The sequence below is a fragment of the Rhodococcus opacus genome (assembly GCF_012396235.1).
In the GTDB taxonomy this organism is placed as follows: Bacteria; Actinomycetota; Actinomycetes; order Mycobacteriales; family Mycobacteriaceae; genus Rhodococcus_F; species Rhodococcus_F opacus.
Genome location: NZ_JAAXPA010000001.1, coordinates 379317 through 391228 on the forward strand (window position 1 = coordinate 379317; position 11912 = coordinate 391228).

Below are 11912 nucleotides of genomic sequence, written 5' to 3' on the forward strand. Positions count from 1 at the left end.
GTCTCTCCTCGTTCTCCGCTATCCCTTGACCGCACCCGATGTGAGGCCCTTGATCATGTGCCGTTGCAGCACAAGGAAAATCGCGAGAATCGGCAGCATCGTGAGTACCGTTCCCGCCATGACCGGGCCCCAGTTGGTGAGCCCGTCGTTGTTCTGGAGTTGGGTCAGCCCGATCGGCAGCGGCGCGACGGAGGCGTCGTCGGCCATCAGGAACGGCCACAGGTATTCGTTCCACTCGGTGACGACGGTGATGATCGCGAACGCCACCATGGTGGGGCCCGACACCGGCAGGACCACCCGCCACAGCAGCCGGAAGTGGCCTGCGCCGTCCATCCGGGCGGCCTCGATGATCTCGGTGGGTATCGACAGGAAGTGGTTGCGCATCAGGAACGTTCCGAACGCGACCCCGGCGAGCGGAACGATGATGCCGTGAAAGCTGTTCCGCCAGCCCCATTCGGCGACGAGTGCGTAGTTGGAGATGACCGTAATCTGGTTGGGCACCATCAACGCGGCGATGATGCCGAGGAACACGAGGTTCTTGCCCGGGAACCGCAGGAACACCAGCCCGTAGGCGCTGAACACGCCGAGCGCGAACTTCACGACGGCCAGCACCCCGGTGATGATCACCGAGTTCCGCAGGAACGTCCAGAACGGCACCGAGGTGGTGGCCTCGGAGTAGTTCTCGGGATGAAAGGTGCCGGGCCACCAGGTCACCGGCAGGGTGTAAACGTCCGGACGATCCTTGAAGGACGTCATCACGATCCAGTACAGCGGCAGGGCCACCATGACCAGCACCGCCACCATCGCGGCGTACCCCAGAGCCGTCACGAGCGCCTCCCGGCGTCGATGGTCACGGGCCGCGTCTGCTGTCACCGGCACCTCCGTGCTGCGCTGATCGCGCACGGTGTCCGCGATCACCGGACCTCACCGCGATCCATGATCCGCACCTGATAGACGGTGATCCCGAGCAGGACCAGGAACATGATCGTGGCCACGGTGGCGCCGTAGCCGGCACGGAAGTTGCGGAACGACTCGTTGTAGACCTGGTAGACCATCGTGGTGGTTCCGGTACCGAGTGGACCGCCCCGGGTCATCACGTTGATGATGTCGAACACCTGAAGGGAGCCCAGCATCACCGTGATCGAGAGGAAGTAGGTGGTCGGACGCAACTGCGGGAGGACGACCCGGCGGAACGTCGTCCACCGGCCCGCCCCGTCGATCTCCGCGGCCTCGGTCAACTCGCGCCGCGTACCCTGCAGTGCCGCAAGGTAGATCACGAACGTGTAGCCAAGGTTCTTCCACATGTAGGTGACCGTCACCATGAACAGCGCCCAGTGCGGATCCTGATAGAAGTCGGGGACGGAGTCGACCCCGGCACGGTGCAGAAGATCCTGGATCAACCCGAAACGGGGATCGAACACGAACTGGAACGCCACGCCGATCGCGGCACCCGAGATGACGAACGGCGCGAAGATCGCCGAGCGGACGAGGTTGCGGCCGTGCAGGTTACGGTCCAGCAGCACGGCGAGCGCGAGACCGGCGACCATCGATCCGACCACGGTCGCGACAGTGAACACGACGGTGTTCCCGACGATCTGCCAGGTGTCGGGCCTGCTCCACCATTCGCGGTAGTTGTCCCAGCCGACGAACGTGGCGACGGGGTCGGCGATGTTCCAGTCGAAGAACGACAGCCGGATGTTGTCGACCAGGGGCCGGTAGGTGAACAGAACGAGCAGAACCAGATTGGGACCCACCAGCGCTGCGAACAGCGCGTAGTCCCGCCACGGACGCCCGAGCAATCCCTGCTTTCCCGGCGACGGCAGGGTTCGTTCCGGACTCGATCTCACTGCGGCAGTCTGACGACCGTGTACGAATAGCCGGTAAATTGCCGTAGCCCGCACATTGAACTGTGCGGGCTACGGGGACAACTGGTCAGATCAGGGTCAGCGGTTCCAGTCGCCGAGACCGTCGGAGCCGCTCAGCACGCCGCCTGCGGTGTTCTGCACGACCACGGCGTCGCCCTTCTTCGAGTTCTCGTAGAACCACTTGGCGTCGTCGGTGCTCACGTTGAGGCAGCCGTGGCTGACGTTGGTGTTGCCCTGGGCGTCCACCGACCACGGTGCGGCGTGGACGAAGATGCCGCTGTACGACATGCGGGTGGCGTACTCGACGTACGTGCGGTACCCCTCGGCCGAATCGACCGGGACACCGTACGTGGACGAGTCCATGTACATGTCACGGAACTTGTCGCCGATGATGTAGGTGCCGTTCGGCGTCTCGTGATCGGTCTTACCCATCGACGTCGGCATGGTCTTGACCACTTCGCCGTTCCGGGTGACGGTGATCTGCTTGGTGTTGTCGTCCGCGGTCGCCACCAGGGCGTCGCCGATGGTGAACGTGGAGTGCGAATCGCCGGCGTCCACGGTGACCTCGGTGTTCGCGGGCCAGAACTCGGTGGGCTTCCACCGCACCTGGCTGTCGTTGATCCAGTAGAAACCGCCCTCGACCGGCTGGCTGGTGGTGACCTTGATGGCACGCTCGGCGGCGGCGCGGTCGCCGATCGCCTCGTTGAAGCGGATGATCACCGGTTGCGCGACACCCACGACCTCGCCCGCACCCGGGTTGAGGGACGGGGCCGAGAAGTTCGCGGGCGCGGGTGCCGGTTCGGGAAGCGGTAGCTGCGGCGCGCCGGGCAGACCGGGCAGGGTGGGAAGACTCGGAACCTCCGGTCCACCGGGAAAGAGCGGTGCGGCCTGTGCGGCCCCGACCAGCGCCGTTCCGGACACGACGGCCCCGGTCAGTGCGACAGCGACGCGCGAAGACCAGTGCTTGTTCCTGGAAAAACCGATTCCTGACTTGCCCATATGACCACTCTCGTTCGACGACGTGTGCAACGCGCGTCCCCGACGGACCTACCAATCGCGCACTGCCATTAACACACATCATCCGGCCGCGAGCAATTTGCCCGCAATCGTTGCCGCTCCGCGGCCTGCGGGGCGTGGGTGTCACCGAGTGGTCAAGAAGCGCTCACGATCAGGTATCGGCGCGGGCGGCGGCGAGCATGCTCTCGATGGTGATCAGCTTGGTGCGCGTCCGACCGGCAGCCTTGCCCCCGGCACGTTCGGTCTTGTCGATGCGCTGCCAGCCCTGGTAGTCGACGGCGTCGGGCGCACGCTCGGCGATCAGGCGGTCGAGAGCCTCACGTTCGGTGGGCGCGTCGAGGCGACCGGCGGAGAAATCGTCGATCAGCATCTTGACCGTCTCCGCGGAGCAGTACTTGTTGGTGCCGATCACGCCCGTCGGCCCGCGCTTGATCCAGCCCGCCACGTACACGCCGGGCACGGGTGTGCCGGTCTCCGGATCGATCACCCGGCCGTTCTCGTTGGGTATGACGCCGCGCCGGTCATCGAAGGGGATGCCGGCCACGGGTTGACCGCGGTAACCGATCGAGCGCAGCACCAGGCCCGTGTCCAGTGTCGAGGTGACGTCGGACGGTTTGGCGCTGAGCCGTCCGGACGCGTCCGCGACCATCTCGTTCTTCGCGATGCGCACCGATTCGACGGCGTCGGTGCCGAGAATCTCCACGGGCGACGTCAGGAACCGCAATACGATCCGCTTCTTCGCCGGATCGGCGGTGCGCCGGGCGAACTCCTCGACCTGCCGCACCTTGTGGCGCTGCGACGGCTCGGCCTCGTCGCCGTCGACGAACGCGCGGCTTGCCGGGTCGAGGACCGCTTCGTCCGGGTCGACCACGATGTCCACGTCCGGCATCAGCCCGAGCGCGAGGAGTTCGGGGTTGGTGTAGGCGGCCTGAGCGGGGCCACGGCGGCCGAGAATGACGACCTCGCGGATGTTGCTCGCCCGCAGCGCCTCGAGGGCGTGGTCCGCGAGGTCCGTCTTGGCCAGGATCTCCGGATCGGTGACGAGGATGCGGGCCACGTCGAGTGCCACGTTGCCGTTGCCGACGATGACGGCCCGCTCCCCCGACAGGTCGAACGTGTGGTCGGCGTAGTCGGGGTGGCCATTGTACCAGGCCACGAACTCGGTGGCGGCGTGGCTGCCGACGAGATCCTCGCCGGGAATGCCCAGCGTGCGGTCGCCTGCCGCGCCGACCGCGTAGATGACGGCGTGGTGGTGTGCGAGCAGTTCCTCGTGGCTCACGTCCCGGCCCACTTCCACGTTGAAGTGGCAGTGCACCGTGCGCTTGCCGACGACCGAACGGAACTGGTCCGTGACGCCCTTGGTGCCCGGATGGTCCGGCGCGACCCCGGCGCGCACCAGCCCGTACGGGGTAGGAAGCCGGTCGAAGATGTCGACCTCGACGCGCGGTTTCGCGGTCAGTTCCATCGCGGCGTAGCAGGCGGCCGGACCCGACCCGACGATCGCGACGTGGAGCGTGCCGAGGGCTGCGTCGATCTGCGGCAGCGCGAGCGGCTCGGGCCAGTCGGGGCCGATGGGGTGCTTGGTGTAGTACTGCGCGTTGATGTCGAGGTACGGCTCGTCGACCTCGTCGAGGTCGTTCTCCGCGTAGATGGCCTCCACCGGGCACTCCTCGACGCAGGCCCCGCAGTCGATGCAGGTGTCCGGGTCGATGTACAGCATTTCCGTGGTAGCGAACGGCTTCTCGTCCGGTGTGGGATGGATGCAGTTGACCGGACAGACATCGACGCACGATGCGTCGTTGCAGCACGGCTGCGTGATCACATAAGTCACGGTTCTCCCCTACCTGAGTACGCGCAGTCCGACGTCGGGATGTGACACCAGACTATAACGTGTTCCAATTTTGCGCGAGAACCGTCCGCTGTGTCAGACCGCGTCGCCCGGCTCCACACGGAATCCGACCTTGACCGTGACCTGGTAGTGCGCGATCGCGCCGTTCTCGACGTGGCCCCGGGTCTCGACGACCTCGAACCACTCGACGTTGCGCACGGTCTCGTTGGTCCGCGCGATGGCGTTCTCGATGGCCGCGTCGGTGCTGTCGCTCGACGAACCGACGACCTCGACAACTCGGTACACGTGATCACTCATCAGGATTCCTTTCGTGGTTACTTGCCGTTCCGGACGATCGCCTGCGCCTCGACACCGAGCCTGGCCAGACGAAGATCACCGAGAGCCGTGAGGGAACTGCCGAGCCGATTGGTGACGAAGCCGAGGGACAGTCCGCTGTCGAGGTCCGCGTAGGCGCCGGACCCGCCGACACCGTAGTGCCCGATCGCGTTCCGTGGTTGTCGCCGGGACGCGAGGATCGGCCGGTGGTAGCCGAGGGACCACTGCGGCCGGATACCGAGAACGTAGTCCCGGTCGTAGGTCTGCACCTGCGACATCTGCGCGATGGTGGACTTGCGCAGGAACCGGTGTCCGTCCAGCCTGCCGCCGTTGGCGATGGCGCCGTACATGCGCGCGAGCGCCCGCGCGCTGAACACGCCGTTCCAGCCGGGCATCACCGCGTCGTGCACCGCGGGGTTCCGGACCAGCACGTCGAATCCCCGGGGCATCGCCGCCTCGGCGAGTCCGCGGGTGGGGCCGACGAGCGAGAGCACGTTCGACGTGAGCTCCCAGTTGAGTCCGGCCGGGTTGATGTGCGGAAACAGCTTCGCGATCCGCGGACGGTGCTGTCCGGGAACCTGATACCAGAAGTCGTCGACGCCGAGCGGGCCTGCGATTTCGTCCTGCACGACCTGGACGAACGGCTTTCCGGTGACGCGGGCGATCAGTTCGGCCACCAGCCACCCGTAGGTGACGGCGTGATACCCGGGGCCGCGCAGCCTGCGCGGATCCGCCGGGCCGGCCGCGAGGGCCCCGACGACGGCGTCGTATTCGAGGAGATCGAGCGGGCTCCGCATCAGACCCCGGACCTTGTGCAGTCCGGCCCGGTGGGTGAGGAGTTCGCGGACCGTGATGTCGCCCTTGCCTGCCGCGCCGAACTCGGGCCAGTAGCGCGCGACGGGCGCGTCGTAGTCGATCAGCCGGCGTTCGGCGAGCCGGTGGACGACCGTGCTGGCCACGCCCTTTCCCGTGGAGAACGACAGGGCGACGGTGTCGCGGTCCCAGCGGCGGTCGCGGTCGGCCCAGCCCGCCCAGATGTCGAGGACTTTCTCACCCCGGAAGTACGCGGTGAGCGCCCCGCCGCCGTGCTGAGGTTGCCGGTACATCGCGAAGAACCGGTCGGCGAGCGGCAGGAACCGCGGATCGACGTGCAGCTCCGTCCGTGGCACGGACGCGGGCCGGGGAACTCGAACGCTGGTCGTCATCGACCACCTCCGATCTCGCTGCCGTATCTCCTACGGCAGTTGCGTCAGCCCATTGTGACTACCGTCACCATACGACGCGGACCGGGGTGCCGTTCAGGGAAGCCGCCACACTGTTATGCCGTCACTCAGACATGCTTGACCTGCAAGGAAATTGATCGCGAGCGACGGTCCAGCGGCGCACACCACGCCCTTGGCCGGATCCGCGACGAGCGCCTGCCCGCCCGGACCGCTCAGCACCAGGGCGGGACCGGCACTGTCGACCGTTCCGATGGCGACGCTCTCGGGCCCGACCGCCACGGCGGCGACGGCGCCACGACGTGCCTCGGCCGCACCCACACCGCCGCCCAGCCCCGCGCCGAGCGCCGCGCCCGCGTGGGCTGCGTCGGCGAAACCGACACCGTCCGTGCCGAACGCCGCCGAATTGCTGCTCGTATCGGCATTGGCACCGCACGCGGTGCGGTCGACGATCGTGGTGTCGCCCCGGCCGGGTGGTGACACACAGGAGAGGGAGACGGCCGACGCGGTGGCCGGCGCGATCATCAGGGCCCCGAGTGCCGTCGCGACGACACCGAGGGCGAGTCCGGCAGTACCGGTCGTACGTTCCATGGCGACCTCACATTGTTCCCGACCCGACCGTCCCGAGCCTACGTGAGCGCCGGCTATTTGCGGTCTCGGTCCCGACTCGGTTGTACCCGCTTGGGTTCCCCCGGCATCTTGGGGTAATTGGGTGGGTACGGCAGATCGCCGAGACCGTTCGCGGCGTCCCGTTCGGCCATCTCCAGCAGCACGTCCAGCGATTGCGCCACGTCGCCCATGGTCGCCATGGGATCGCCGCGCTTCTCGAGCAGCGCGGGCACGGTCGCGATGGTGAAGTCGTCGGGGTCGACGTCGACGAGTTCCTCCCAGGTGACCGGCGTCGACACGGTCGCGATCGGCGTCTTGCGGGCCGAGTAGGCGGACGCGATGGTCTTGTCCCTGGCGTTCTGGTTGAAGTCGAGGAAGATGCGTTCGCCGCGTTCCTCCTTCCACCAGGACGTGGTGGCCCGGTCGCCGCTGCGCCGCTCGATCTCCCGTGCGAGGGCGATGCCCGCGCGCCGCACCTCGATGAAATCCCAGCGCGGCTCGATGCGGAGATACACGTGCAGCCCGCGGCCCCCCGACGTCTTGGGGTAGCCGACGAGACCGAGTTCGTCCAGCAGCGGCCGGAGCACGTCCAGCGCGACCGCCCGGGCGTCGTCGAATCCGGTCCCCGGCTGCGGGTCCAGGTCGATGCGCAGTTCGTCGGGGTGATCGACGTCGGGGCAACGGACCGCCCACGGGTGGAACGTGATGTTGCCGAGGTTCGCCGCCCACACGATGTTCGCGGCGCTGCGCACGCAGAGCACGTCGGCCTTGCGGCCGGAGGGGAACGTGACCTCGCACGAGTCGACGTGATCGGGGCGCTTCGCGGGAACCCGCTTCTGGTAGATCTCCTCGCCCTCGATCCCGTCCGGGAACCGTTGCAGATGCGTCGGCCGATCGAACAGGGCGGTCAGCAGCGCACCGTTCAGCGCCACGGTCCGGTAGTACTCCACCAGGTGCCGTTTCGTGCCGCCCTCGGCACCGAGTTTCGGGTAGTAGATCTTGTCGGGATTCGACAGCCGCACGGCGATGCCGTCGACGTCGAGTTCTTCGGCAGGACTCGCCATCTAGGAACCTCCGGCCAGGACGTCGGCAAGGTCGTATCGCACCGGGACCTCCAATTGTTGGAACGTGCACTCGTCGGGCGTCCGGTCCGGGCGCCAGCGCAGGAACCGCGCGGCGTGCCGGAACCGGGCACCCTCCATCTGGTCGTACGCCACCTCGACGACGCGTTCGGGGCGCAGCGGCACCCAGGTTCGGTCGTTACCCGACTGCCACCGCGTCGGCGCCCCGTCCGCGACGACGTCGTCTCCGACGCGCAGCTCGTCGAGTTCGGCGAGCAGTTCGATCCGCCGCGCCGCCGTGAACGCCGACGCACCGCCGACCATCGCCATCTGGTCGCCGTCGTACAGTCCGAGCAGCATCGACCCGATCCCCGGCTGACTCTTGTGCGGCCGGTAGCCGATGACGACGCAGTCGGCGGTGCGGGCGTGCTTCACCTTCACCATTTCCCGCTTGTTCGGCAGGTACGGGCCCACCAGCTTCTTCGCCACCACCCCGTCGAGGCCGGCCCCCTCGAACGCCTCGAACCACTCGATGGCCGTCGCACTGGATTCGGTGGCCGCGGTGACGTGGCAGCTGGGTCCACCGCCGATGGTGTCGACGAGCTGCGCGCGACGTACGGAGAAGTCCTCCCGGCTGAGGTCGCGGTCGCCCAGCGCGAGCAGATCGAACGCGACGAACTGGGCCGGCGTCTTCTCCGACAGCATCGCCACCCGGCTCTCGGCCGGATGAATGCGCTCCGACAACGACTCCCAGTCGAGCCGGGTGCGGCCGTCGATGCTGCGCGGGACGACGAGTTCGCCGTCCACCACGCACCGCTCGGGCAGTTCGTCCTTCACCGCCCGGACTAGTTCGGGAAAGTACCTGGCCAGATCCTTTCCGCCGCGGGACCCGAGCACCACCTCGTCGCCGTCGCGGAAGACGAGTGTGCGGAAACCGTCCCATTTCGGTTCGTAGGACCAGGCGAGCCCGGACTCCGGTTGCGCCGGAACGGACGACGCAGCCTTCGCGAGCATCGGCTGTAACGGAGGCATCACGGGGAGATCCACCCGTCCATACTGTCACCACGATTGGCAAATCGAACAGCGATGTAATCAAATAATGCGCGACACGGCAATCGCGGTGGACACGATCGAGGTGGCAACGGTCATCTCGGAGGAACGGGTGGCGGACGGTCACCTGACGGAGGGGTCAGACATGACAGGGTTAGTTCGGCGGGTGTGTACCGCAGTCGTCGCATTGTCGGCGACGGCAGTTCTGGTGGCCGGGTGCGGTTCGGACACGACGCCCACCGCGGTGCCGGAGTCGGGTGCCTCCGCGGCCACCTCGTCCAGCGAATCGACCACCGTGATCGACGGGCAGGAAGGCGAGGACGCCGGCGGCGACGTCGACTTCGAGGTCGCGATCGGTGAATGCGTGAAGCTCGGCGGCACCGTCTCCGACGCCGAGATCGACAAGGCGGTGTGCGGCAGCGCCGATTCGAACTACAAGGTGATCGCCAAGGCCGCGAAGAACAGCCAGTGCATCAGCGACGCCGACTCGTACTACTACGAAACCCTCGGCGGCATCGAGCAGGGCGCGATCTGCCTCGACGTCGACTGGGTCGTCGGCGGTTGCATGGACGTCGGCGGCGAGGATCCCGCGCGCATCGACTGCGGCGACACCGCGGCCGTCGACGGCGTCAAGGTGACGGAGATCGTGCAGGGCGCAACGTCCGTGGACTCGTGCAGCACGTCGTCCAACGGATACGAATACCCCGAGCGCAAGTTCGTCGTCTGCGTCGACGAACTCTGACAGCAGGCGCCGGCCGGCTGCGGGCACTGCCCGCAGCCGGCCTCGCTCACAACCAGCCGCGGCGTTTGAAGATCGTGTACAGCCCGGCGCAGGTGAGCATCATCAGAGACAGGGCGAACGGATACCCACCGACACAGTGCAGTTCGGGCATGTGGTCGAAGTTCATGCCGTAGACCGTCCCGATCAGGGTGGGCGCGAACAGGATCGCCGCCCACGCCGACACCTTCTTGATCTCCTCGTTCTGCGCATAGCTGGCCTGGGTCAGGTTGCGCATCTCCTCGTTCTGCTCCTGCGACACCAGGGTGGCGTTGACGGTGAGGATGTTCCCGAGCAGCTGACGGAAGCCGTCGGCCCGCTCCACGACGACCGTCGCGTGGTCGGTGACGTCACGCAGATAACGCTGCAGTTCCTCGTCGGTGTTGTACTTCTCGAATCCCGCCGACAACCCGCGCAGCATCCCGAGCAGCGGCCTTGTGGCCCTCTGGAATTCGATGACCTCGCGGGTGAGTTCGTAGATGCGCCGCGACACGCCCGGCGCTCCGCTGAACACCTCGGTCTCGATCTCGTCGATGTCGTTCTGCAGTCCGGCGACCACCGGCGCGTACCCGTCGACCACGGCGTCGAGGATGGCGTAGAGAACCGCCTCGGGTCCGAGCCGGAGCAGGTCCGGGTTGCTCTCCATCCGCCGGCGGACCGCCGACAGGTCGGGGGATTCGCTGTGCCGGACGGTGAGCACGAACGTCGGACCGCAGAAGACGTGCAGCTCACCGAATTCGACGCGCTCGGTCTCGTCGCAGTAGCGCGCGGCGCGCAGGACCACGAACAGCGTCTTGCCGTAACGCTCCAGCTTGGGCCGCTGGTGGGCGACGATCGCGTCCTCGACTGCCAGCTCGTGCAGGTCGAATTGCTTTGCTGCCGCGTACAACTGGGCGTCGTTCGGCCGGTACATCCCGATCCACGCCATCGACGACGCGTCCGGCAGGCTCGCGAGAGCCTCCGACAGCGTGGCCGGGGTGGCCGTCTTCCGGCCGTCGCGGTAGACGGCGCTGTTGACCACAGTTTCCTCCGCAGGCGTCGGTTCGACGGGCCGGCGGGTCACCGCGTGACCGGCGTCGGCGTCGGACAGACCGGCGGAACGGCTGGGGAGGAGGGAACGGATCGGACGCAGCTGAGGCATGACACGGGGCTTTCGAGGGAAAGTGGGCAGCGCGGAACGGCGCTGAGGAACACGGACCGTGAAACCGCGCACCTACCGGTGGAACGGTTTCAGTTGGTACTCGGAGGTTGGCTTCTCATCGGATGCCACACCTCCTTGCTCTCTCGAAAATGGCAGTTCACGACCTCGGCGAACTGCAGACCGGAGGACACGATACCCCCGGCGACCGGCCACGACAACCTGGGATCCCCGCCGTGTCGGTCCCGGATCCGGCGCCTGCAGCGGCAGATACTGGGCGGGCAACGAATCACCACCGAGAGGCCCCCATGACCAGCTGGTCGGACAGACCGATCTGCGCGTTCGACTTGGAGACGACGGGACCCGACCCCAGCGATGCCCGCATCGTCTCCGCGTGCATCGCCGTCGTCGACGCTCACCACTTCGAGTCGCGAACCTGGCTGCTCGACCCGGAGGTTCCCATCCCGCAGGGCGCCTCGGACGTGCACGGAATCTCCACGGAGTACGCCCGGGCTCACGGACAGGACTACGCCACCGGGTACGGCGAGATCCGCGAGGCTCTACACGACGCGTGGACCCGCGACCATGCCGTCGTCGCGTTCAACGCCTCCTACGACCTGACCGTCATGCACACCGAGGGTCTGCGCCTCGGGCTGACCGAACTCGTCACCGGCATCGTGGTCGACCCGTACGTCATCGACCGCGAGATGGATCGGTACCGGAAGGGCAGGCGCACTCTCGGCGCGGTGTGCGAGCACTACGGCATCGCGCTGGAGGACGCCCACGAGGCCGAGGCCGACGCGATCGCCGCCGCACACCTCGCCCGGACGCTCGCGCAGGAGTACCCGAATCTGCGGGCTCTGGACATCATGAGCCATCAGGCCGGCTGGCACGCGGAACGGCAACGCGACTTCGCCGACTACCTCGTCAGACAGGGCCGGGACGCATCGGACGTCAACGGTGAGTGGCCGATTCGCGGTCTCGCACAGTTCCGCATCGCCTGATCCGAT

At 67.2% G+C, this 11912-nt stretch carries 12 protein-coding genes; 2 read left to right on the plus strand and 10 right to left on the minus strand.

What is annotated here, in order from left to right; translation table 11 throughout:
- Positions 1–18: 18 nt before the first annotated feature.
- The 9 genes from HGB39_RS01700 to HGB39_RS01740 all read right to left on the minus strand — a co-directional run bounded on the left by HGB39_RS01700 (position 19) and on the right by HGB39_RS01740 (position 8983).
- Entirely contained in the window at positions 19–918 is a 900-nt protein-coding gene (locus tag HGB39_RS01700; RefSeq protein WP_005566794.1) for a carbohydrate ABC transporter permease, read from the minus strand.
- Positions 915–1886, minus strand: a complete 972-nt coding sequence (locus tag HGB39_RS01705; protein ID WP_375154209.1) for a carbohydrate ABC transporter permease — start codon at positions 1884–1886, stop codon at positions 915–917. The genes HGB39_RS01700 and HGB39_RS01705 overlap by 4 nt, the downstream gene beginning before the upstream one ends.
- A 57-nt stretch (positions 1887–1943) precedes the next feature.
- A complete protein-coding gene (locus HGB39_RS01710; protein WP_005253076.1) occupies positions 1944–2864 on the minus strand; it encodes a L,D-transpeptidase in 921 nt (306 codons plus the stop codon).
- Positions 2865–3033: 169 nt separating this feature from the next.
- Complete coding sequence (locus HGB39_RS01715) at positions 3034–4713, minus strand: FAD-dependent oxidoreductase (RefSeq protein WP_043789887.1); 1680 nt, start codon at positions 4711–4713, stop codon at positions 3034–3036.
- A gap of 93 nt (positions 4714–4806) precedes the next feature.
- Positions 4807–5028, minus strand: a complete 222-nt coding sequence (locus HGB39_RS01720; RefSeq protein WP_005253074.1) for a dodecin — start codon at positions 5026–5028, stop codon at positions 4807–4809.
- 17 nt (positions 5029–5045) lie between these two features.
- Positions 5046–6251: a serine hydrolase domain-containing protein gene (locus HGB39_RS01725; RefSeq protein WP_043789890.1), complete on the minus strand. Its 1206-nt coding sequence runs from the start codon at positions 6249–6251 to the stop codon at positions 5046–5048.
- A 93-nt stretch (positions 6252–6344) separates the two neighbouring features.
- Positions 6345–6857 carry a DUF6764 family protein gene (locus HGB39_RS01730; protein WP_064080308.1) on the minus strand — a complete coding sequence of 171 codons (513 nt, stop codon included), beginning with the start codon at positions 6855–6857 and terminating at the stop codon, positions 6345–6347.
- Between the two features lie 53 nt (positions 6858–6910).
- Entirely contained in the window at positions 6911–7939 is a 1029-nt protein-coding gene (locus HGB39_RS01735) for a DNA polymerase domain-containing protein (protein ID WP_005561963.1), read from the minus strand.
- Positions 7940–8983: an ATP-dependent DNA ligase gene (locus HGB39_RS01740; protein ID WP_005561960.1), complete on the minus strand. Its 1044-nt coding sequence runs from the start codon at positions 8981–8983 to the stop codon at positions 7940–7942.
- A 148-nt stretch (positions 8984–9131) separates the two neighbouring features.
- Here HGB39_RS01740 and lppU point away from each other — a divergent pair, with 148 nt between their 5' ends.
- Positions 9132–9728: an LppU family putative lipoprotein gene (gene lppU, locus HGB39_RS01745; protein WP_043787480.1), complete on the plus strand. Its 597-nt coding sequence runs from the start codon at positions 9132–9134 to the stop codon at positions 9726–9728.
- Between the two features lie 46 nt (positions 9729–9774).
- On the opposite strand, the gene HGB39_RS01750 is transcribed toward lppU, so the two are convergent.
- On the minus strand, positions 9775–10905 hold the full coding sequence (locus tag HGB39_RS01750) for a magnesium and cobalt transport protein CorA (protein ID WP_064080309.1): 1131 nt from the start codon (positions 10903–10905) through the stop codon (positions 9775–9777).
- Positions 10906–11210: 305 nt separating this feature from the next.
- Between HGB39_RS01750 and HGB39_RS01755 the strand changes: the two genes are divergently transcribed.
- On the plus strand, positions 11211–11906 hold the full coding sequence (locus HGB39_RS01755) for a 3'-5' exonuclease (protein WP_005561957.1): 696 nt from the start codon (positions 11211–11213) through the stop codon (positions 11904–11906).
- Positions 11907–11912 lie beyond the last annotated feature (6 nt).